Raw genomic sequence first — 21,122 nt, 5'->3', positions numbered from 1 at the left:
GCGGCCACGGCGGCCGGCTCCACGGAGCCGGCCGCCGTCGTCGTCCCCGGGGCTGTCGTCGTCCCCGGGGTGCCGGAGCCGTGCCCGCGGGGACGACGTCGTACCACTCGCGCGCGGACGGGGCTACCCTTAGAGGCGGGACCTCTGATGGAGGAGGCCGTTGCATGTACGAGAGTTCCGGTGACGGCTGGAGCCTGTCCGCGAAGACCAACGGGCAGATGCTGCTGGCCCTCTACCTCCGCGACCTGGCGGGGATCCAGCACGCGGGACAACCGGTGCTCTGTCCCGTCGCGCCGGCGGTGAAGCCCGTCGCGGCGGCCGAGGTTCCGGAGCATTCCTCGGCGGAGCTGAAGCAGGAATGGCAGCAGTGGTGGCACAGGCTGCTCCGGTCCGACGCGGCCATCGAGGCCGCGATCTCGCCGCCGCACTTCCACTCCTTCGACGATTCGCCTTCCCTGCAGCGGCTGCTGCGCGCGCACTACGGTGCGGCCTTCGTCTGGGCGCGGAGCCGCCAGACCGAGTGCGACGCGAGGACCCGCGACCACGCGGCGGCGGGGCGCTGGTCCCTGTTGGAGGAGATGCTGCGCGAGCGCGGGGCATCCCGGGCCTCCCACGACGGAGCGCCGCTCAGCCTGACCCTGGTGGAGCTGCCGCTGGCCGAGCCGCGCGCCTGGTTCCTGGAACCGGGAACGGTGCTTCTCAGCCACGATCTCCCGCGGCACGAGACCCTCTTCCGCAGCTACCTGGAGCCCATGGTGGAGCTGCTGCCCTAGCCCTCGCCCTCCGTTCCGGCGAGGGTGATCACCACGCTGCCGTCCGTCGTCGACGCGGGCACCCAGCCGTCCTCGGCCCGGTTCCAGAGAAGGCCCGCGTTGCCCACGGCCGTCACCTGCCGGTTCCCGGCGTTGGCGACGGCCCACTGGGCGACGGCCCAGCCGAGGGTCTTGTCCGCGGAGACCGTGACGGTGCCGCCGCGCACCGCGGCGTCGACGCCGAAAGCCGCGTGCAGGTCGTCGGCGACGGCCTGCGGGTCCCCGGGGCCCGTGGAGCGGCGCAGCACGCAGTTCAGCGCCGCGGGGGAGTTGCCGGTCAGCGCGGAGGCGTAGGCGCGTCCCTCGGGCTCGTGGTCCGCGTAGGCGAGCGGGTAGGCGCTTCGCTGGACCTTCTGGGCGGCCTCCGTGACGGGCAGGGCGGTGTAGTCGAACTTCACCAGCTCCTCGTAGAAGCGGTCGGCCGCATACAGCGGATCCATGACCTGGGCCTGCGTCCCCCAGCCCTGCGACGGCCGCTGCTGGAACAGGCCGCGCGAGTCCGGGCCGGCGCGGTCGCCGTAGTCGATGTTGCGCAGCTTCGATTCCTGGAAGGCGGTCGCGATGCCGATCGTCGCGGCGCGGGCCGGCATCCCGCGGCGCACGGACACGGCGGCGATGAGGGCGGCATTCGCCGCCTGCTCGGGGTCCAGCTCGTGCTCCTCGGTCCCGACGACGGCGGTGCACCGCTCGCGCACGAGCGTCTGGCCCTGGTCCAGGAAGCCGTACGCCGCGTAGATGCCCCCCACGGCGACAGCCAGGCTCACGCCGAGGGCGACCAGGCCGCGGGCCCGGCGGCGCCGGCGGGCCGCGGCCTGCCGGTTGCCGCGGCCGGCGGGCGCGCGTCCGAGGGAGAAAACCCTGTCGCGGACGTCAGTTGGCATGGAGGGCGGTGTTCAGCTCCACGGTCTGGCCCCGGCGCGGCAGCGCCTGCACGGCACCAGTCGTGGAGTCGCGGCGGAAGAGGAGGTTGGGGACGCCGGACAGCTCGAGGGCCTTGACGGTCCGCTCGCCGAGCAGCACGCGCGTCCCGGCCGTCACGTACAGGCCGGCCTCGACGACGCAGTCGTCGCCGATGGAGATGCCCACGCCGGAGTTGGCGCCCAGGAGCACGCGCTCACCGATGACGATCCGTTCCTTGCCGCCGCCGGAGAGGGTGCCCATGATGGAGGCGCCGCCGCCGACGTCGGAACCGTCCCCGACCACGACGGAGGCCGAGATCCGCCCCTCGACCATGGACGTCCCGAGCGTGCCCGCGTTGAAGTTCACGAAGCCCTCGTGCATCACCGTGGTGCCCGGTGCGAGGTGCGCGCCGAGGCGGACGCGGTCGGCGTCGGCGATGCGCACGCCGGACGGCACCACGTAGTCGACCATGCGCGGGAACTTGTCGACGCCGTAGACGGACACGGCTCCGCGGCGGCGCAGCCGCATCCGCGTCAGCTCGAACCCGTCGACGGCGCACGGGCCGAAGTTCGTCCAGACCACGTTCGCGAGCAGCCCGAAGACGCCGTCGAGGTTCTGCGAGTTGGGCGCCACCAGGCGGTGGGAGAGCAGGTGCAGGCGCAGCCACGAGTCGACGGCGTCGGCCGGGGCGACCTCGAGGTCGATCTCCAGCCGCACAACGCGCTGGGTGGTCCCGCGGTCGGCGTCGTCGGAGCGGACCGATTCCAGCTCCCCGGAGATCTGCGGGGCCGACGTCAACGGACCCAGCACCGGGACCGGGAACCAGACGTCCAGGACCGAGCCGTCGGCGGCGTACGTCGCGAGGCCGTGCCCGGAGGCGAGGCGCATCCCGGAGTCGGACGTGTCGTGGGCAGGGCGGGGCCGGGCGTCTGCTGAAGTCATGGATCCATCGTAGCGGCGACGGCCCGGGTTAGGCTGGCTTGGTGAATTCCGACCAGCCCGCGCCGCCGACCGCCGCCCGCCCCGCCGCCGCGGGTTCCCACCCGGAAACGACCCGCGCACCCGGCGCCGTCGTGGCCACGCCGGGGCTGGACACGGGCGGCGACGTGGCCCTCCTGACCGCCGCGCTGATCGACCTGGAGTCGGTGTCCGGCAACGAACGGGCCGTCGCCGACGCGGTCGAGGCCGCGCTGCGTGCCATGGAGCACCTGGACGTCCACCGCGACGGCGACGCGATCGTCGCCCGCACGCGGCTGGGCCGTGCCGAGCGGGTCATTCTCGCCGGACACCTGGACACGGTGCCCCTGCCGACGACGCCGGGCGCACGGGGCACCGTACCCTCGGTCTGGGACGGCGAGGTGCTCTATGGGCGCGGGGCCACCGACATGAAGGGTGGCGTCGCCGTGCAGCTCGCCTTGGCCGCGGCGCTGACCGAACCCCATCGCGACGTCACCTACGTCTTCTACGACCATGAGGAGGTCGAGGGCTCGAAGTCCGGCCTCGGGCGCCTGTTCCGCAACTGCCCGGAGCTGCTCGGCGGCGACTTCGCGATCCTGCTCGAGCCCACGAACGGCACGGTCGAGGGTGGCTGCAACGGCACCACCCGTTTCCGCGTCACCACGCGCGGCGTCGCGGCGCATTCGGCCCGCGCCTGGATGGGCGAGAACGCCATCCACTCGGCCGCCGAGGTGCTGGCCCGGCTCGCCGCGCACGAGCCGGCGACGGTCGACGTGGACGGCCTGCTCTACCGCGAGTCCCTCAACGCCGTCCGCATCACCGGCGGCATCGCCGGCAACGTCATCCCGGACGCCTGCGAGGTGGAGATCAACTACCGCTTCGCGCCCGACAAGACGGTGGCCCAGGCGGAGGCCTACGTGCTGGAACTCATGGACGGCTTCGAGATCGTGCGCACCGACGGCGCGCCGGGGGCGCGGCCGGGGCTGAACCATCCGGCGGCCGCGTCGTTCGTGGAGGCCGTCGGGGCGGTCCCGCTGCCCAAATACGGGTGGACCGACGTCGCCCGGTTCTCCGAGCTCGGGGTCCCCGCGGTGAACTTCGGTCCGGGCGACGCCCTGCTGGCGCACTCCGACGACGAGCACGTCCCCGCCCAGGCGGTCCGCGACTGCCTGGCCGCGCTCAAGCGCTGGCTGTCCGAGTGACCGGGACGGAACGGGCCCGCGCGAGGCCGGGGTGCCGCGCGGTCTAGAGCGCCGCCCGGCCGCGGGCGTGCCCGCCACGCAACGCGACGACGGCGGCGCACCCACCGGTGCGCCGCCGTCGTCCTGTCCTGGGCCGTTCCGCGGCGTTTGTGCCCTCCGCGCACCCGCCTAGGTCCGTGTCGGGCCCCCCTCCGGCGCCGTCTCGCTGCCGGGCGCGGCGGGAAGGCCGGCCGGGACGCCCACCGCGGGGGAGGCGTCCTTCTTCACCTTGCCCGGGCCCCGGCTGCTGAGCCGGCTGGAGACGATCTCGGCCAGCCGGGACAGCGAGAAGTTGATGACGATGAAGATCGCGGCGACCACGATCAGGGCCTGCAGCACGTTGCCGTTCGGCGAGGAGTACGTGCGCCCGTAGAACAGCAACTCGTTGAAGCTGATGATGTAGCCGAGCGCGGAGTCCTTGAGGATGACGACGAACTGGCCGATCAGGGCCGGGAGCATCGCGATGAGCGCCTGCGGGATCTCGATCAGGCGCAGCGACTGCTGGCGGGTGAGCCCGATCGCGATGCCCGCCTCGCGCTGGCCCTTGGGCAGGTTGTGGACGCCGGAACGGACGAGCTCCGCCACGACGGAGCCGTTGTACAACACGAGCGCGGCGACGACGGCCCACAGCGCGCTGTCGCTCGAGATCTGCAGCGTGCGGGCGAAGAAGACGTTGAAGAAGACGATCATCAGCAGCACGGGGACCGCGCGGAAGAACTCCACGACGACCGAGCTGACGCCGTTGATCAGCTTGTTGTGGGAGAGCCGTCCCATGCCGAAGATCAGGCCGAAAAGCACGGAGCCGACGATGCCGAGCGCCGCGGCCCTCAGCGTGTTGGCGAGGCCCACCAGAAGGTAGTCGGTCCATGTGCTGGCCTCGAGGAAGTCGTCCCACAGGGCCGGGTCCATCTGGCCATTGGCCGCCAGCCCCGCGATGATCCACCAGAGGACCAGGGCGATCAGGACGACGCCGACCACATTGACGCCGAGGATGACGCGGCGCGACTTCGGGCCGGGCGCGTCGAAGATTACGGATGCGCTCATCGGGACACCGCCAGTTTCTTGGAGAGCCAGGTGGTCAGGAGCCCGATCGGGATCACGATGATCACGAATCCGACGGCGAAGGTGAGGAAGATCGGGATCACGATGTCGGAGCGGAACTCGATCATGGTCTTCATGACGGACGACGACTCGACCGCGACGGAGCCGACGGCCGCGACCGTCGAGTTCTTGATCAGCGCGATCAGGACGTTGCCCAAGGGGACGATCGCCCCGCGGAAGGCCTGCGGCAGGATCACCAGGCGGGCCGCGGGCATGAAGCCCAGGCCGATCGCCCGGGCCGCCTCGGCCTGGCCGAGCGGGACGGTGTTCACGCCCGAGCGGATGGCCTCGCACACGAACGCCGCGTGGTAGACGGCCAGGCCCATGACGGCCAGGCGGAAGAAGTTCTGCTGGAATCCGCCGCCGAGGTCCAGCCCAAGCTGGCCGTTCAGGGCGAGCACCCCGAAGAGGATGATGATGGTCAGCGGCGTGTTCCGGATGATGTTGACGTACGACGTCCCCATGGCCCGGAAGCTGGCCACGGGCGAGATGCGCATCATGGCCAGGAAGGTGCCGAGCACCAGGGAGCCGATGGCCGCCCAGAACGTGAGCTGGATGTTCACCCAGAACGCGCCGACGATGTCGTATTCGGTGAAGATCGATAGGTAGTTGTCCACTGCCTGCCTCTATCTTGGTGGCCGCGCGTGGGCGGCCCAGTGGGAGAGCGGTCCCGGCGGCGGGGACCCCGGGGGAACCGCCGCCGGGTGTGGCGGGGGCGGGCGGACCGTGCTGGTCCGCCCGCCCCCGCCGTGCTAGCCGATCAGGCGCAGGCGGCCGGGGTCGGCGGGTTGAGTTCGGCGTTCGGCTCGTAGCCGGTTCCCTCGGTGTTGGCCTTGAGGGCCGTCTCCCACTCGCCGGACTCGATCATCTTGGTGATCGCGGCGTTGATGGCCTCGCACCGGTCCGAGCCCTTGGGCAGGCCGACGCCGTAGTTCTCCTCGGAGAACGGCTCGCCCAGGACCTTGAACTTGCCCTGGTAGGCCGGCTGCGCGGCCAGGCCGGCGAGGATGATGTCGTCGGTGGTCACGGCGTCGATGGTTCCGCCGGACATCTGCGTGGTGCACTCGGCGTAGCCGGGCAGCTCCTGCAGGTTCACGCCGGCCGCGTAGGTGTCCTTGACCTTCTGCGCGGAGGTCGAACCGGTGACCGAGCACAGGTTCTTCCCGTCGAGGTCCTCGGGGGAGGTGATGTCCGAGTCGACGCTGATCAGCAGGTCCTGGCCGGCGACGAAGTACGGTCCGGCGAAGTCGATGACCTCCTTGCGCGTGTCGGTGATCGAGTAGGTCGCGAAAATCATGTCGACCTGGTTGTTCTGCAGCATCGTCTCGCGGTTGGCGGACGGCGCGGAGACGAACTCGATCTGCTCCTCCGTGAAGCCCAGCTCGTTCGCGACGTACTTGGCCACGTCGACGTCGAAGCCCTTGTAGGTGTCGCCGTCCTTGAAGCCGAGGCCCGGCTGGTCGAACTTGATGCCGATCCTGACCGTGTCCTCGCCCTCGCCCTCGCCGGCGTCGCCGCCGCAGGCGGTCAGGGTGAGTGCGGCCGTGGCCGCGATGGCCGCGATCGCGAAGCGGGTCTTGCGCATGTGTTTCTCCTTGTGGTCTGGCCGGGCCCGGGGGACGGCCGCGAGTGATGGGTGCGGGTCGCTAGTGCGTGATCAGTTTGCCGAGGAAGTCCTTGGCGCGCTCGCTCTGCGGGTTCGTGAAGAACTCGTTCGGCGCGGCCTGCTCCACGATCTGGCCGTCCGCCATGAAGACCACGCGGTCCGCGGCCTTCCGGGCGAAGCCCATCTCGTGGGTGACGACGATCATCGTCATGCCCTCCTGGGTCAGGCCCACCATGGTGTCCAGGACCTCCTGGATCATCTCGGGGTCCAGCGCCGAGGTGGGCTCGTCGAAGAGCATCACCTTCGGGCGCATGGCCAGGGCGCGGGCGATGGCGACGCGCTGCTGCTGGCCGCCCGAGAGCTGCGCGGGCAGCTTGTCCTTCTGGTTGGCCACCCCGACGCGTTCGAGCAGGCCCATGGCGAGCTTGTCAGCCTCGGCTTTCTTCATGCCCTTGACCTTGATCGGGCCGAGCGTCACGTTCTCCAGGATCGACTTGTGCGCGAAGAGGTTGAAGGACTGGAACACCATGCCCACGTCCGCGCGCAGGTTGGCCAGTTGCTTGCCCTCCTCGGGCAGCTTCTTGCCGTCGATGTAGATCTCGCCGTCGTCGATGGTCTCGAGCCGGTTGATGGCCCGGCACAGGGTGGACTTGCCCGAGCCGGACGGGCCCAGGACCACCACCACCTCCCCCTTGGCGACCTCGAGGTTGATGTCCTGCAGCACGTGCAGGGGGCCGTAGTGCTTGTTGACCTTGTCCAGACGGACGACCGGTTGCCCGGCCGCCGCGGCGTTGCCGGTCTGAGGTTCAGTGCTCATGCTTCGACCCTAGCGGATGTAACCGCGGCCACAAGGGAAGATTCGTGTGATCGACGCGGAATCTTAATGTTGCCGAATCGTGGTTTTCCGGGGTCCGTGAGTCCAGTGGGGCTGGGGATAGGGTGGGTGCATGCCCAGCAACGACAAACGAGGCCAGTTCGATCCTGTGCCCGACCCCGCCCGACGCCGCGGTTCCGTGGTGCTCCGGCACAAGCAGGCCCAGACCCCGCAGGCCGACCGGTACCTCCTCGACAGCCACGAGGGATCCGGATTCACGCACACGGACCCCTGGCGCGTCCTGCGCATCCAGAGCGAGTTCGTTGAGGGCTTCGGCACGCTCTCGGAGCTCGGCCCGGCGGTGAGCGTCTTCGGGTCCGCCCGCGCGCACCGCGACTCCGAGAACTACGCGCACGCCGAGACGATCGGCCGGATCCTCGCCGAGGCGGGGTACGCCGTCATCACCGGCGGCGGACCCGGGGCGATGGAGGGGGCCAACAAGGGGGCGGTGTCCGCCGCGGGCACGTCCGTGGGGCTCGGCATCGAGCTGCCCTTCGAGACGGGGCTCAACGAATGGGTCGACGTGGGCATCAACTTCCGCTACTTCTTCGCGCGCAAGACGATGTTCGTGAAGTATTCGCAGGGCTTCATCGTCCTGCCCGGGGGATTCGGCACGCTCGACGAGCTCTTCGAGGCGCTCACGCTGGTGCAGACCGAGAAGGTCACGAGCTTCCCGATCGTCCTCATGGGCACCGCCTACTGGGGCCCGCTGCTGGATTGGCTGCGCGGGACGGTGGCGGCCCACGGCGCGATCTCCCCCAGCGACCTCAACCTGGTGAAGATCACGGACGACCCCGTCGAGGCGGCGCAGCTGGCGATGGCCCACGGCAACGGCAACGGCAACGGCCACGGCCTCCCGAAGGAGTAGGGACCGTGCAGACCCTTCTCCTCTTCCTCGCCGTCCTGTTGGCCGGCGCCGCGGTGTTCCTTTCCGTCGGCCGGTGGCGCGGGCCCCAGTCGACCGGGACCGGTCGCCCGGAGGTTGAGATTCTCGGTCTGGTCGAGCCCGTCGCGGCGCTGCCGCCCGTGCTCCTTCCGGAGCGCCCGCGCCGGTCCGACGTCGATGCCCTGCGACTCGGCGTCGGGCTGCGGGGCTACCGCTGCGACCAGGTCGACGAGGTGCTCGGGGTCCTGTCCGCGGAGATCGAGAGGTTGCGATCCGATCTCGACGCCGCGCGCCGCGGCCCTGTGATTAGCGCCACGAACCAATCTCCGGAATAATATGAAATGCAGATTGAAGGATTACCCCGCGTCAGACCGGGGTTCCGGAGACTGCGACCGGCGGACCCAGGGGGGTTCCGTTCATTCTAGGAAGGAAGACAGCGCCAATGGCTGCGATGAAACCGCGTACCGGGGATGGACCCATGGAGGTCACCAAGGAAGGCCGTAGCCTGATCATGCGTGTGCCGATCGACGGCGGGGGACGCCTCGTGGTGGAGCTGAATTCCGCCGAGGCCGCCGAACTCAAGCAGTGCCTGGTCGGCGTCACCGAATAGTCGATCACCTCGCACCCGTGGATCCTCTGCGAGATGCCCGGCGGCCGTGGCCGCCGGGCATCGTCGTGTCCGGCGGGCTCGGTCGGGCGCTAGGCGGTCCTGACCGCCATGAGCAGGCCGGTGCCGGTGGGGACGGTCGCGCTGACCAGCCCCTCGTGTTCGCGCAGGAAGCGGCCCACCTGGCGGGCCGCCGCCGTGCTCGGCTGGCGGACCGCCGGCTGCGGCACACGGTCCTCGTCCAGCGCGTCGTTGACCAAGAGCGTTCCGCCGCGGCGCAGGAGCCGGACGCCATGCTCCACGTAGTCGACCAGGCCGGCCTTGTCGGCGTCGATGAAGACCAAGTCGTACGCCGCGTCGGTCAGGCGGGGGAGGACGTCCCGCGCGCGCCCGCAGATCGTGCGGGTGCGGTTCGGCGCGATGCCCGCCTCGAGGTAGGCCTCGCGCGCGGCGTTCAGGTGGTCGACGTCGATGTCGATCGACGTGAAGACCGCCTGCGGCCCCAGGCCGCGGAGCAGGCTGACGCCGGAGACGCCGACGCCGGAGCCGATCTCGACGGCGGTGCGTGCCTTCGACGACGCGGCCAGCACGGTCAGGAGCGCGGCCGTTCCGGAGCCGACGGGCGATACGCCCAGCTCGTGGCCGCGCTCGCGGGCGCGGGTGAGGACCTCGTCCTCGACCGGCAGGGCCTCGGTGTAGGACCAGCTGCTTTGCTTGTCGGCGCTCATGCGGGAACGGTTCCTTCGGGATGTCTGTGGGCGGGGGCCCGGCGGGCCGCTTCCATCCTAGCGTCGACCCCCACCGCGCGACGGTCCGAGCTCGCAGGGCGTCCTCAGGTGCCTCACAGGGTACTCGTCCAGAATTGATCCTGTGAACGGAACCATGACATATCCGCCGGCGGTCCCCGAGCCCGACGCCGCCGAAACCGGCGTGCCCAGCTGGGAGGAGATCGTCGAGACGCACTCGCCGAAGGTCTACCGCCTCGCCTACCGGCTCACCGGCAACCGGTTCGACGCCGAGGACCTCACCCAGGAGACCTTCGTCCGCGTGTTCCGTTCCCTGCACAACTTCACGCCGGGAACGCTCGGGGGCTGGCTGCACCGCATCACGACCAACCTCTTCCTCGACCAGGCCCGCCGCCGCAACCGCATCCGGTTCGACGCGCTCGCCGAGGACTCGGAGAGCCGCATGCCCGGCAAGGAGCCCGGCCCGGAGCGGAGTTTCGAGCACAACAACCTCGACATCGACGTGCAGGCGGCGCTCGACGCGTTGCCGCCGGACTTCCGCGCGGCCGTTGTCCTGTGCGACCTCGAGGGGTTGTCCTACGAGGAGGTTGCGGCCGCCCTCGGCGTCAAGCTCGGCACCGTGCGATCGCGCATCCACCGCGGCCGCTCCCTGTTGCGGGTGAAGCTCGCCCACAGGAACCCGTCGCTGACATCGACCGGGATGACACTGCCGAAGGTGGGTCCCGCGGTCTCCGAGGCGCGTTAGATGCTGCACCGTCAACGGCGCTGGCTCGATGCCTACCTCGACGGCGAGCTGCCGGAGGAGCGGCGGGGGTCGCTGGAGTCCCATGTGCAGGGGTGCGCCGAGTGCCGCGTCCACCTGGAGGAGCGGCGGCGGCTCAGGCGCCGACTCCGCGCGCTGTCCGCGACCCCGTCGGTGGGACCCCGGCCGGATGCCGCGTTCGTGGACCGGCTGATCAACGCCGACCAGTTTCGGGAGCCCGCGCGACCGCGGCCCGGCGCCGCCGTCCCGGGCGAGGCCGCCCCTGCGGTCCAAGGGTCCCGCACTGTCCCCTCCGCCCGCTCCGTCCCCTCCGCCCGCACCGATCCGTCCTCCCGCGGCGTCCCCTCGACACTCACCGTCCCGTCCCCGGGCGCCTACCCGGGCGGCGAGGCGTCGCCGGAGTGGGCCGCCAGGATGAGCGAGTACCGACGGCTCGGGAGGCTCCGCGTGTTGCTCCCGGCGCTCGCGTCGGTCGCGGTGTTCGCGCTCGTGGCTGGAGTCCTGGGCGCGGCGTGGTTCCTCGGCCGCACCCCCGACGGCGCGCTCGCGGCCGCTGAGGCGGTGGCGGCGGATGAGGCCGCCGCGTCGTGGGACGAATCGGGCACCGCTTTGGCGACGAGGGACCTGCGCAGGCTCCGTGCGGCCGGGTGGAACTGCCCCGAGCTGGGCGGAACGGGCCTGACGCTCGACCAGGCGACGGGCCACCGGGTGGACGGCGCCCCGCAGCTCGTCCTCGAGTTCTCCGGGTCCGCCGGAACCGTCAGGATCGCCGAGACCCGCGTGGAGCCCGACGGCTTCGGGACCTCGGGTGCCGCCGGCACGGGGTCCGACGTCGCGCCCGAACGCGCGTTGCCGGGCAACGCCACGCTTCCGGACCCCACCGCAGCGGACGGCACGGACGATTCGCGCGGCGACCCTCCCGCTGTTGCCTCCGTCGTGACGGCCGTGGGGCGACAGCTCGCGGGAGCGCCCGCCGTGGTGCGGGCGCACGGGGCGGGCACCATGTCGATCGAGATGGATTCGGCCGCCTACGACATCGATTCCACGCTGGCGGACGGCGGCACGGAGGCGATCATCCGGCGCATCGTGGCCACGGAGAACGCCCGACTGGTGCCGGAGGCCCCAGCGGATCCCGAGTTTTGGGAGCGCATCGGCCGCGGTCTGGCGCGCCTGATGGTCCTGGACACCGGCGCGTGAGGTGCGCCGCGGCCCGGGGTGTGGCCCGGAATACAGCATGGTGCCGCGCAACGGGTAATCTCTAAGCGTGTTTGGAATTAACGGTGGCGAGTTCCTGGTGCTCGCGGTGTTGGCGGTCCTCGTGCTGGGCCCCGACAAGCTTCCGGAGTACGCCCAGCAGCTGGCGCGGCTCGTCAAGGAAGTGCGGCGCATGGCCACCGGCGCCAAGGAGCAGCTCCGTGAGGAGGTCGGCGACGAGATCGCCGACATCGACTGGCGCAAGCTCGATCCCCGCCAATACGATCCGCGGAAGATCATCAAGGACGCGCTGCTCGACGACTTCGACGACGCCCTGCAGGCAGCCAAGGAGGAACCCGGCAAGGCCGTGTCCGCCGCGCACCCGCCCGCCCCGCGCGCCGCGGAGCCGGCGCTGGCCCCGGGGGAGAAGGCGCCCTTCGACTCCGAGGCGACCTAGGCCGGAGTCACCCCGAGGGAGCGGCCCGCCAACCCGCGCGGTCGGCGCGACAGGGTCCGGGCGATCCTCCGGATCTCGAGCGACACCGCGCTCTCCGGTGCCGCCAGGACCACCGGCCGTCCGGAGTCCCCGCCCTCGCGCAGGCGCGGGTCGAGCGGGATCCGTCCCAGGAGCCCGACGTCCACGCCCAGGGTCTTCGACAGCCGCGCGGCCAGGAGTTCCCCTCCGCCGGAGCCGAACGGCTCCATCCGGCCGCCGTCGGGCAGGTCCATCCACGACATGTTCTCCACGACGCCCAGCACCTCCTGGCCGGTCTGCTTCGCGACCGCCCCGGCACGCTCGGCCACCTCGGCCGCGGCGGACTGCGGCGTCGTGACGACGAGCAGGCCGGACCCGGGGAGCAGCTGGGACACGGAGATCGCGATGTCACCGGTGCCCGGGGGCAGATCGAGCAGCAGGACGTCGAGGTCGCCGAAATGCACGTCCGTGAGGAACTGCTCGAGCGCCCGGTGCAGCATGGGTCCGCGCCAGACCACCGGCTGGTTGCCGTCGACGAACATGCCGATCGAAATGACCTTCACCCCGTGGGCGACGGGCGGCAGGATGAGTTCGTCGACGCGCGTGGGCGCCTGCGTGATGCCCATGAGGCCGGGCACCGAGAAACCGTGCACGTCCGCGTCGATGATTCCCACGCGGAGACCGTCGGCGGCCATCGCGCAGGCCAGGTTGACCGTGAGGCTCGACTTGCCGACCCCGCCCTTGCCGCTGGCCACGGCGACGATGCGCGTCAGCGATCCCGGCTCGGTGAACGGCGCCGTGCGCTTCTTCAGCCCGGCCTTGAGCTCCGACCGCTGTTCCGGCGTCATCACCCCGACGTCGACCGCGACGCTGGCCACGCCTTCGACGGCGGTCGCCGCCGCGGTGACGTCGTCCACGATGGTGCCGCGTAGGGGACAGCCGGAGATGGTCAGGAGGATCGCGACGCGGGCCGCGCCGTCGTCGTCGACCGACACGGAGCCGACCATGCCCAGCTCGGTGATGGGCCGGCGCAGCTCGGGGTCCTGAACGCCCCCGAGGGCGGCGAGCAGCCGGGCGGCCGCCGGCGATCCGACGTCGGAACGGGGGGACTCAGCCACCCGCGCGCCCCCGCCCCCGGCCGGACCGGGCGTCCGGGTCCGCCTCGGCGTCCGCCGCGGCGCGCTCCACCCGCGGCAGCTGCGTCGTCGCGTCGGAGACCTTCTTCTTCTTCGGTGACTTGCCGCGCAAGCGGATCTCCTCGCCGTCGTTCGACTCGAGCATGTCCTCCAGCGCCGAGCGCAGCTCGCTGCGCACGTAGTCGCGCGTGGCGACGTCGCGCAGGGCGATGCGCAGCGCGGCCAGTTCGCGGGTCAGGTACTCGGTGTCGTGGAGGTTCCGCTCGGCGCGGTTCCGGTCCTCGGTCACCGAGACCTTGTCGCGGTCCGCCTGGCGGTTCTGCGCCAGCAGCAGCAGCGGCGCGGCGTACGAGGCCTGCAGCGACAGCATCAGGGTCAGGGCCGTGAAGCCGATGGCGGCGTCGTCGAACCGCAGGTCCCGGGGACCCCACGTGTTCCACGCCAGCCAGAAGAGGCAGAACACCGACATGTACAACAGGAAGGTCGGTGTCCCCATGAAGCGCGCGAAGCCCTCGGTGGCCTTGCCGAAGGCGTCCGGGTTGGGCGTCATGCGGGGCCAGAAGCGCGCGCGGGCCGCCAGCGGGGTGTCGAGCCCGGCGGTCGGGTGGGTTTTCTCAGCCACGGGTTGCTCCCTTCGCCACGGGATCCTCGTCGTGTGTACGCCAGTCGTCCGGCAGCATGTGGTCCAACACGTCGTCGACCGTCACCGCGCCGACCAGCCGGCCGGCCGTGTTGACCACGGGCAGCGAGGTCAGGTTGTAGGCGGCGAGGATGCGCGCGACCTCGGAGACGTCGGCGAAGTCGTGCACCGGCTCCAGGTCCGTGTCCAGGATGTTGCCCAGCGGCTCGGGCGGCGGGCAACGGAGCAGGGCCTGGATGTGCACGACGCCGAGGTAGCGGCCGGTGGGCGTCTCCAGCGGGGGACGGCACACGTACACGGAGCCGGCCAGGGCGGGACTGAGCTCCTCGCGGCGGACGTAGGCCAGGGCCTCGGCGACCGTGGCCTCGGGGGAGAGGATGATCGGCACGGGGGTCATCATGGAGCCCGCGGTGTTCTCCTCGTACTCGAGCAGGCGGCGAACGTCCTTGGCCTCGCCCGGCTCCATGAGGCCGAGCAACGCCTCCTGCTGCTCCTCGGACAGCTCGGCGAGGAGGTCGGCGGCGTCGTCCGGGTCCATCTCCTCCAGCACGTCGGCGGCGCGCTCCATGTCCAGCGACGAAAGGATCTGGACCTGCTCGTCGTCTGGCAGTTCCTGCAGGACGTCGGCGAGCCGGTCGTCCTGAAGCTCGATGGCGACCTCGAGGCGGCGCTTGTCGCTCATCTCGTGGAGGGCCTCGGCGAAATCGGCGGGCTTGAGCTCCTCGTGCGCGGCGACGAACTGGGTGGCCGCCTGGGGCTCTTCGAGGTCGCCGTGGACCACCTCGTCGCACGCGACCAGCAGCCGCTCGCCGCGCGCCATGCGGCGCAGGGCGCGGAAGCCTCCGGCCTCGCCGCGGCGGACGTAGTAGTCGGAGATCATCCAGTCGCCGTTGCGAAGCCGCTCCAGCCCGATGTCCTCGACGACGCCGTTGCCGGAACCGTCCTTGAAGGTGACCCGCCGGTCGAACAGCTCGGCGGCGGCGAGGCGCTCGGCGCCGCGTTGCTGGAAGCGGCGCAGGTTGACCAGTCCGGAGCAGATGATCTGGCTGGCCTCCAGGGCCTGCACGCGCGTCATGGGCACGAAGACGCGCTTCTTCCCCGGGACCTCGACCACCAGGCCGACGCACTGCGCCGGCTTCGTCGGCCCCCGGTCGAGCACCACGACATCACGCAGCCGGCCCAGGCGATCGCCCAGGGGGTCGAAAACGTCGAGGCCGAGCAGGCGTGCGATGAATACCTTGTTCAGGGAGCTGCTCACCCTCTTAGGCTACTGCCTGCCGCATCCGTCGGCATTCCGGCAGGAAGGCGTTCCGTCACGTCGGTTCACCCGCAGCGATAAGGCCTGACCCGGGGGCTGGATCGGTGCAGAATGGACTCATGTCTAATCCTTTTGGCGCCGCGCCGGCCAACGATTCCGCCCTTAGCCTTCCGCGGGGCGAGGTGCTCGGCCGCTACCAGTCCTACCTCGACGCGCAGAAGGTCGTCGACTACCTGGCGGACCACGACTTTCCCGTGGCCAACGTGAGCATCATCGGCAACGACCTGAAGTCCGTTGAGCGAGTGACGGCCAAGCTGAGCTACCCCAAGGTCGCGCTCGCCGGCGCGGCGCAGGGCGCCATGTTCGGCGTTTTCGTCGGTCTGCTGTTGAGCCTGTTCACGCCGACCGGCGGCATCGCGCAGATCCTGTCTGCGGTGGGCCTGGGCATGGCCATCTGGATGATCGTCGGCGTCGTGAGCTATTCCTTCCGCAAGGGCAAGCGGGACTTCGCGTCCAGCAGCCAGGTCATGGCCGGCTACTACGACGTCGTCGTCGCCTTCGAACACGCCGCGGCGGCGCGGCAGATGGCGTCGGGCCTTCCCATGAGCCGCGTCGAAGCCCAGCACACGACGCCGAGCTGCGGAGGACAGGCGCCGACGGCGCCCCAGGCGCCGGCAGGCGCCGAACCGCCCGCATCGCAGCACGCCGTTTCCGACGGGTCGGAGCAGACGCGGCGTTCGGGATTCAACGATCTCCCCGATGGCCGCCCGCAGTTCGGAATCCGCGTGGACGCCGGAACGACGCCTCCGGAACCCGGGCAGGCGCACGGCGCCGATGCCCAGGCCGAGGCCAACGCGCCGGGCACCAAAGCGCCGGGCACCAACGCGCCGGGTGCCGACTCGCCAACCGCCGCACAGGAATCCGCCACAGGGCCGTCCGGGAATGCCCCCGCGGCGGACACCACGGCTGCCGGGCCGGTCCGGGATGACGACTCGGACGCAACGGATCAGCGCAAGCCGGGAGAAGGCTCCGGCAACTAGGCGGACCTGCCGGGTACGCGTTGATGCGTCGGCTCGATGAAGTCCATCGGGCTGAAGGGCTGGCCCTGAGCCGGCCCTGCGGTTCGGGCGGTCCTTTGGCACGCCCTCGGAGCGGGTTGCCCATTTTGTGGCCCGCTGATCGGCGATGATCAGGAGCCCGTAGCCTGCACGCCCCGGACAGCGATGACTTGCCCTCCACAGGTGTGTGTGCGGGCGGGTTGTCCACACCAGGGCTTTCCGGCGGGATGTTCGAACGTTTGTTCGGGAGAATGGACGCATGTCGTTGTCGTCGTGGGAGTCCGGTTCCGCGGCGCCGGGGTTCCCGGCGCTGGAGGAGGGGCTGCGTGCGGCGGTGGCCGTGTTGGAGGGTCCGGCCCCGGATGCCCTGCGGTGTGCGGGGTTGTTGCTGGAGATCGAGTCGCTGGGCCGGTTGGTGGACCGGGCGCGGATCCTCGCGGCGCGGGCCGCGGACCAGGCGCGGGTCATCGAGCTGGGCCGGCCCGGGACCGCGGCGGACCCCCACGGCCGGTCCGAGGCAGCGCCGGGGAACCGGTCCGGGGGCGCGGACTGGGGCGGGGCCGTGGACGCCACCGCTTCCCCGGCTGTTTCCTCGGCCGTCGTTTCCTCCGCCGCTTCGGGGCCGGATGCCGCGGGGCCGGGGCGGCGGGGCCGGTACCGCTCGACCGCGGACTACCTGTGCCAGGTGTTGCGGATCCCCTACGCGGAGGCGAGGGCCCGGCTCGGCGCGGCCGCGGTCCTGCTCCCGCGCACGACCCTGGCCGGGCAGGAGCTGGCCCCGGTCCGTCCCGCGCTGGCCGCGGCGGTGGCCGGCGGGGAGGTCTCGGTCGCCACCGCGCTGTTGGCCGCGCGGGCGGTGGCCGCGGCCGCGCCGGCCGCGCGGGCCCTGCCCGGGGGCGGGGAGACGGTGCTGGCCGCGATGGAGGCGAACCTCGCCGCGACCGCGCGGGCCTCGGAGCCGGGCATCGTGCGCCGGGTCGCGCAGGCGTGGGTGCTGCGCATCGACCAGGACGGGCTCGAGCCCTCCGCGGAGGTCCGCCGGCAGTCCCAGGGCCTGTTCGACCGGGGCCGGCGGTGGGGGTTGCGGCGCTTCGAGTTGTTCGCCGATGACCTGCAGGCCGAGGCCCTGCTGGTCGCGTGCCTGCCCGAGGCCAACCCCCGCACCGGACCCCGCACCGCGCCCGGCACCACACCCACGTTCGGCGCCACACCCGCGCCCGGCACCACACCCACGTTCGGCGCCACACCCGCGCCCGGCACCATACCCACGTTCGGCGCCACACCCGCGCCCGGCGCCAACGCCGGGTTCGGCGGCGCCAGACCCAACCCCGCCGGCGCCAACCCGGCCGCGGCCGGCGCCGCTGGGTCTGCGCTTTTCGACCTGGCCGGCACGGCGCTGGGCCGCGGCCCGGCATCCGGCCCGGCATCCGGGTCGGGGGAGGCCGCGCTTCCCGGCGGGCCCGGCGCCGCGGGGCCGGCGGCGGCCGCGGCGGGGACGGGTTCGGCGGCCGGGTCGGTTCCGGCGGCTGGGTCGGTTCCTGGGGCCGGGTTGGTTCCGGCCGATGCCCGGACGCGTGCGCAGAAGCTGTTGGACGGGCTCGTCGCGGCGGTGCAGGCGGGTCTGCGCAGCGGCAGGCTGCCGCGCAACGGCGGGGTCCGCCCGCAGGTCGTGGTCGCGATCGACTACCGGACCCTGGCGGGGGAGCTCGCGGATCCGGGGCTGATGGTCTCCGAGGCCGCCCTGGGCGGGGTGATCCACCCGAACGCCATCCGGCGCCTGGCCTGCGCGGCGGATTTGATCCCGGTGGTCCTCGGCACCGCGGGGCAGGTCCTGGACGCCGGCCGGGCCGCGCGGCTGTTCAGCGAGGACCAGCACCGGGTCCTCTATGCCCGGGACCGCGGCTGCACGGCTCCGGGGTGCACGGTCCCGGCCGCGGGGTGCGAGGCCCACCATGTGCGGTGGTGGTCCCGCGGCGGGGGGACGGATGTGGGCAACGGGGCGTTGTGCTGCCCGTTCCACCACCACCTGGCCCACGAGGAGGACTGGGAGATCCGCATGGTCGGCGGGGTTCCGCACTGGATCCCGCCCGCGCACGTGGACCCCGCGCGCAGGCCGCTGCGCAACACCTACTTCCACCCCGACATCGGGTAGGAAGCGGGCCCTCCGACCATGACCATGGCCAGCCACGCGGGCCCCGCCAGCGCCAAAGAACCCGGGCAACGCCAGGGAACCTTGCAGCGCCGCGGGGGCACGACCAGATTATGCGGAGTGGTGATCGCCTTCCCCGGCGTAGATGCCGGCCATCCAGGACTCGACCTCGTCGGCCGTGCGGGGCAGCGCGGCGCTGAGGTTTTCGCAGCCATCGGCAGTGATCAGGACGTCGTCCTCGAGTCGGATACCGATGCCGCGATACTCTTCCGGCACCGACAGGTCCTCCTCCTTGAAGTACAGTCCGGGCTCGATCGTGAAGACCATGCCCTCCTCCAGAACCCCGTCGAGGTAGAGATCCCGCTTGGCCTGAGCGCAATCGTGGACATCGAGACCCAAGTGATGGCTGGTACCGTGCGGCATCCACCGTCGGTGGTGCTGTCCCTCGTCGGACAATGCCTCGTCCAGCGGGACCGGAAGCAGACCCCAGTCGTCCAGCCGCTCGGCCAGCACGGTGACGGCGGCGTTGTGCAGGTCCCGGAACTTGTTGCCCGGCTTGGCGACGGCGAACGCGGCATCGGCGGCCTCGAGAACCGCCTCGTACACCTTCCGTTGGACATCCGAGTACTGTCCGTTGACCGGAAGGGTACGGGTGATGTCGGCCGTGTAAAGGGAATCGGCCTCGACGCCGGCATCGAGCAGCAGCAGCTCGCCGGGAGTGACGCGGCCCGTATTGCGGATCCAGTGCAGCACGGTCGCGTTGTTGCCGCAGGCCGCGATCGTGTCGTAGCCGAGGTCGTTGCCCTCTTCGCGTGCCCGGGCGAAGAAGGCGCCTTCGACGACGCGTTCGCCGCGGTCGTGCGCGATGGCTCGGGGGAGCACCTTCACGACCTCGTGGAAACCGATGACGGTGGCGGCCACAGCGGAGCGCATCTGCTCCACCTCCCACGCATCCTTGACCAGGCGCAGCTCGGAAAGCGCTTCAGAAAGCTCCCCGTCGAGACGATCGGAGACTTCGAGGTCCACGCCCGTGTTGATGCGGGACGTGTCAACCAGCGCGTCCGCGTTCATGTCGACCTCTCGCAGCAGCCGGATCCGAACACCGCCGAACTCGACTGCCCCGGCGTTCTTCGTCACCGCGACCTCGAGCTCCCCGACGTCCGCAGTGGGAAGCGCCAGACGGGCCGAGACTTCGCCCAAGGATGGGCGCGATCCGATCCAGAACTCGCCGTAGCGCGCGTTGGAGTAGAACTCCTCCGAGTCGCGGCCGGCAAGGGGACGGAAGTACAGCGTGGCCGCGTGGTTGCCTCCGTCGTCGCCCGCTCCCTCGTCCGTCGGCTCCATGACCAGCACGGCATCCGGCTCGTGGTCGAGGCCGAGACCGGTCAGGTGGGCGAAGCCGGAATGCGGCCGGAAGCGGTAGTCCGTGTCGTTGGAGCGGACCTTGAGTGGCCCGGCCGGCACCACGATGCGCTCGCCCGGGAACTTCGCGGAGATCGCGAGTCGCCGCCGTGCTGCGTGTACCGCCACGGGATCGGGCCCCTGCGCATCCTTCTCTGCCGGTGCCCACTGGCTGGCCATGAACGCCTTGAACGCGTCCGAACTCGGGCGCTGGGAACGGTTGTTGACTCGGTCCTCGAGGGGTTGCTCGCTGCCGGGGGTGCTATTCGCTTCAGTCATCACCACATCATCGTCTCAAAACGCGGACGGATACACCAAGGCGCGGGACTAGGCTTGGACCATGCTGATCGACCTGCACGCGCATTCCACCGTCTCAGACGGGACGGAAACGCCGTCCGCCGTCGTCGCCGCGGCGGCATCGGCCGGACTGGACGTCGTCGCACTGACCGACCACGACCAGACCAGCGGCTGGGCGGAGGCCAGCGAGGCAGCCGTGCGTCTGGGCATCGGACTCGTGCCGGGGATGGAGATCTCCTGCAAGACGCGCAACGGCATCAGCGTGCACTTGCTGAGCTACCTCCACAATCCGGAACACCCCGGGCTGCTCGAAGAAATCAACAAGGCCCGAGACGCTCGCATCCACCGGGCACGGCGGATGGTGTCCCTGTTGTCCGAAGACTTCCCGATCGAGTGGGCCGACGTGAACCGCCACTCGGCGCCCGGCGCGACCATCGGCCGCCCCCACATCGCCGACGCGCTGGTCGCGGCCGGCGTCGCCGCCGACCGGTCGGAGGCGTTCGCGACGGTGTTGACCTCGCATTCGCGCTACTACGTCGGTCACTACGCCGTGGATCCGGTATCCGCCGTCGAACTGGTGCGCGCCGCGGGCGGGGTCCCGGTCTTCGCGCACCCCGTGGCCTCGGCTCGGGGACGCGTGGTCGAGGCGCACGTCTTCGAGGAGATGATCGAGGCGGGCCTGCTCGGCCTGGAAATCGACCACCGTGACAATCCTGAGGAGGGGCGGCGCTTCTTGCGCGACGTGGCGCGGCGCCACGATCTGATCGTCACGGGCTCAAGCGACTATCACGGCGCCGGGAAGCCGAACCGGCTTGCCGAACACACCACGTCCCCGGCCATGCTGGAGCGCATCCTCGCCGCGGCCACCGGCTCGCGACCCGTGGGCGCGGAGCGCTTGGGCGGGCAGTAGCGGATCGCACGGGATTCGCGACCCGCGGGCCCGGAGCCTGTGGGCGCGTTGGGCCGGTGCGGCGACACCGGGCAACACCGTGACGCCCGCGGGCGCCGTGCCGCGTGCGTC

The 21,122-nt window shown here is 71.3% G+C and carries 22 protein-coding genes; 11 read left to right on the top strand and 11 right to left on the bottom strand.

The features are described from left to right. Positions 1–164 precede the first annotated feature (164 nt). Entirely contained in the window at positions 165–773 is a 609-nt protein-coding gene (locus ACETWP_RS13625) for a hypothetical protein (RefSeq protein ID WP_373972799.1), read from the top strand. Here the strand turns inward: ACETWP_RS13625 and ACETWP_RS13620 are convergent. Both ACETWP_RS13620 and dapD read right to left on the bottom strand, forming a co-directional pair. Continuing rightward, the gene (locus ACETWP_RS13620) at positions 770–1,693 is read right to left on the bottom strand and encodes a hypothetical protein (RefSeq protein WP_373972798.1); all 924 of its coding nucleotides are present in this window, start codon (positions 1,691–1,693) and stop codon (positions 770–772) included. The two genes, ACETWP_RS13625 and ACETWP_RS13620, sit on opposite strands and share 4 nt — an antisense overlap. Then, positions 1,683–2,654, bottom strand: coding sequence for a 2,3,4,5-tetrahydropyridine-2,6-dicarboxylate N-succinyltransferase (gene dapD / locus ACETWP_RS13615; RefSeq protein ID WP_373972797.1), 972 nt, complete (start codon positions 2,652–2,654; stop codon positions 1,683–1,685). Before dapD ends, ACETWP_RS13620 begins: the two co-directional genes overlap by 11 nt. 131 nt (positions 2,655–2,785) lie before the next feature. Here dapD and dapE point away from each other — a divergent pair, with 131 nt between their 5' ends. Further along, entirely contained in the window at positions 2,786–3,871 is a 1,086-nt protein-coding gene (gene dapE, locus ACETWP_RS13610; protein WP_373972827.1) for a succinyl-diaminopimelate desuccinylase, read from the top strand. 168 nt (positions 3,872–4,039) lie between these two features. Here the strand turns inward: dapE and ACETWP_RS13605 are convergent, their stop codons facing one another. The 4 genes from ACETWP_RS13605 to ACETWP_RS13590 all read right to left on the bottom strand — a co-directional run bounded on the left by ACETWP_RS13605 (position 4,040) and on the right by ACETWP_RS13590 (position 7,434). Then, positions 4,040–4,954 (bottom strand): amino acid ABC transporter permease, encoded by a 915-nt coding sequence (locus ACETWP_RS13605; protein WP_373972796.1) that lies wholly within the window; start codon positions 4,952–4,954, stop codon positions 4,040–4,042. Beyond that, positions 4,951–5,628, bottom strand: a complete 678-nt coding sequence (locus ACETWP_RS13600) for an amino acid ABC transporter permease (protein WP_373972795.1) — start codon at positions 5,626–5,628, stop codon at positions 4,951–4,953. Before ACETWP_RS13600 ends, ACETWP_RS13605 begins: the two co-directional genes overlap by 4 nt. Positions 5,629–5,771: 143 nt before the next feature. Further along, entirely contained in the window at positions 5,772–6,596 is an 825-nt protein-coding gene (locus tag ACETWP_RS13595) for a glutamate ABC transporter substrate-binding protein (RefSeq protein WP_373972794.1), read from the bottom strand. Positions 6,597–6,657: 61 nt separating this feature from the next. Then, positions 6,658–7,434 (bottom strand): amino acid ABC transporter ATP-binding protein, encoded by a 777-nt coding sequence (locus ACETWP_RS13590; RefSeq protein ID WP_373972793.1) that lies wholly within the window; start codon positions 7,432–7,434, stop codon positions 6,658–6,660. A gap of 130 nt (positions 7,435–7,564) precedes the next feature. Between ACETWP_RS13590 and ACETWP_RS13585 the strand changes: the two genes are divergently transcribed. The 3 genes from ACETWP_RS13585 (at position 7,565) to ACETWP_RS13575 (ending at position 8,987) form a co-directional block, all read left to right on the top strand. Further along, entirely contained in the window at positions 7,565–8,359 is a 795-nt protein-coding gene (locus ACETWP_RS13585) for an LOG family protein (protein ID WP_373972792.1), read from the top strand. Positions 8,360–8,364: 5 nt separating this feature from the next. Further along, positions 8,365–8,712, top strand: coding sequence for a DivIVA domain-containing protein (locus tag ACETWP_RS13580; RefSeq protein WP_373972791.1), 348 nt, complete (start codon positions 8,365–8,367; stop codon positions 8,710–8,712). A gap of 107 nt (positions 8,713–8,819) precedes the next feature. Further along, the gene (locus tag ACETWP_RS13575; protein WP_373972790.1) at positions 8,820–8,987 is read left to right on the top strand and encodes a DUF3117 domain-containing protein; all 168 of its coding nucleotides are present in this window, start codon (positions 8,820–8,822) and stop codon (positions 8,985–8,987) included. 89 nt (positions 8,988–9,076) lie between these two features. Here the strand turns inward: ACETWP_RS13575 and ACETWP_RS13570 are convergent, their stop codons facing one another. Next, positions 9,077–9,712, bottom strand: a complete 636-nt coding sequence (locus ACETWP_RS13570; protein ID WP_373972789.1) for an O-methyltransferase — start codon at positions 9,710–9,712, stop codon at positions 9,077–9,079. A gap of 154 nt (positions 9,713–9,866) precedes the next feature. Here ACETWP_RS13570 and sigE point away from each other — a divergent pair, with 154 nt between their 5' ends. The 3 genes from sigE (at position 9,867) to ACETWP_RS13555 (ending at position 12,144) form a co-directional block, all read left to right on the top strand. Then, positions 9,867–10,475, top strand: a complete 609-nt coding sequence (gene sigE / locus ACETWP_RS13565) for an RNA polymerase sigma factor SigE (RefSeq protein ID WP_373972788.1) — start codon at positions 9,867–9,869, stop codon at positions 10,473–10,475. Continuing rightward, positions 10,476–11,690 (top strand): zf-HC2 domain-containing protein, encoded by a 1,215-nt coding sequence (locus ACETWP_RS13560; protein ID WP_373972787.1) that lies wholly within the window; start codon positions 10,476–10,478, stop codon positions 11,688–11,690. A gap of 67 nt (positions 11,691–11,757) precedes the next feature. Beyond that, the gene (locus ACETWP_RS13555) at positions 11,758–12,144 is read left to right on the top strand and encodes a sec-independent translocase (protein WP_373972786.1); all 387 of its coding nucleotides are present in this window, start codon (positions 11,758–11,760) and stop codon (positions 12,142–12,144) included. On the opposite strand, the gene ACETWP_RS13550 is transcribed toward ACETWP_RS13555, so the two are convergent. From ACETWP_RS13550 to ACETWP_RS13540, 3 genes are read right to left on the bottom strand one after another with little or no spacing between them, the layout of a single operon-like run. After that, on the bottom strand, positions 12,141–13,280 hold the full coding sequence (locus ACETWP_RS13550) for an Mrp/NBP35 family ATP-binding protein (RefSeq protein WP_373972785.1): 1,140 nt from the start codon (positions 13,278–13,280) through the stop codon (positions 12,141–12,143). The two genes, ACETWP_RS13555 and ACETWP_RS13550, sit on opposite strands and share 4 nt — an antisense overlap. Beyond that, positions 13,273–13,920, bottom strand: coding sequence for a DUF1003 domain-containing protein (locus ACETWP_RS13545; RefSeq protein ID WP_373972784.1), 648 nt, complete (start codon positions 13,918–13,920; stop codon positions 13,273–13,275). Before ACETWP_RS13545 ends, ACETWP_RS13550 begins: the two co-directional genes overlap by 8 nt. After that, the gene (locus ACETWP_RS13540; protein WP_373972783.1) at positions 13,913–15,196 is read right to left on the bottom strand and encodes a magnesium transporter MgtE N-terminal domain-containing protein; all 1,284 of its coding nucleotides are present in this window, start codon (positions 15,194–15,196) and stop codon (positions 13,913–13,915) included. Before ACETWP_RS13540 ends, ACETWP_RS13545 begins: the two co-directional genes overlap by 8 nt. 119 nt (positions 15,197–15,315) lie before the next feature. On the opposite strand from ACETWP_RS13540, the gene ACETWP_RS13535 reads away from it, so the two are divergent. Continuing rightward, entirely contained in the window at positions 15,316–16,236 is a 921-nt protein-coding gene (locus ACETWP_RS13535; protein WP_373972782.1) for a YflT domain-containing protein, read from the top strand. A 277-nt stretch (positions 16,237–16,513) separates the two neighbouring features. Continuing rightward, positions 16,514–18,406: an HNH endonuclease signature motif containing protein gene (locus tag ACETWP_RS13530; RefSeq protein ID WP_373972781.1), complete on the top strand. Its 1,893-nt coding sequence runs from the start codon at positions 16,514–16,516 to the stop codon at positions 18,404–18,406. Between the two features lie 108 nt (positions 18,407–18,514). Here the strand turns inward: ACETWP_RS13530 and ACETWP_RS13525 are convergent, their stop codons facing one another. Continuing rightward, positions 18,515–20,083: an aminopeptidase P family protein gene (locus tag ACETWP_RS13525; protein ID WP_373972780.1), complete on the bottom strand. Its 1,569-nt coding sequence runs from the start codon at positions 20,081–20,083 to the stop codon at positions 18,515–18,517. A gap of 61 nt (positions 20,084–20,144) precedes the next feature. Here ACETWP_RS13525 and ACETWP_RS13520 point away from each other — a divergent pair, with 61 nt between their 5' ends. Next, positions 20,145–21,011 carry a PHP domain-containing protein gene (locus ACETWP_RS13520; RefSeq protein WP_373972779.1) on the top strand — a complete coding sequence of 289 codons (867 nt, stop codon included), beginning with the start codon at positions 20,145–20,147 and terminating at the stop codon, positions 21,009–21,011. Positions 21,012–21,122: the final 111 nt, after the last annotated feature.

Source organism: Arthrobacter halodurans, from assembly GCF_041877255.1.
In the GTDB taxonomy this organism is placed as follows: Bacteria; Actinomycetota; Actinomycetes; order Actinomycetales; family Micrococcaceae; genus Arthrobacter_N; species Arthrobacter_N halodurans.
Note: the sequence above shows the minus strand (reverse complement) of the source record. Positions and strands in the feature narration are given on the sequence as shown.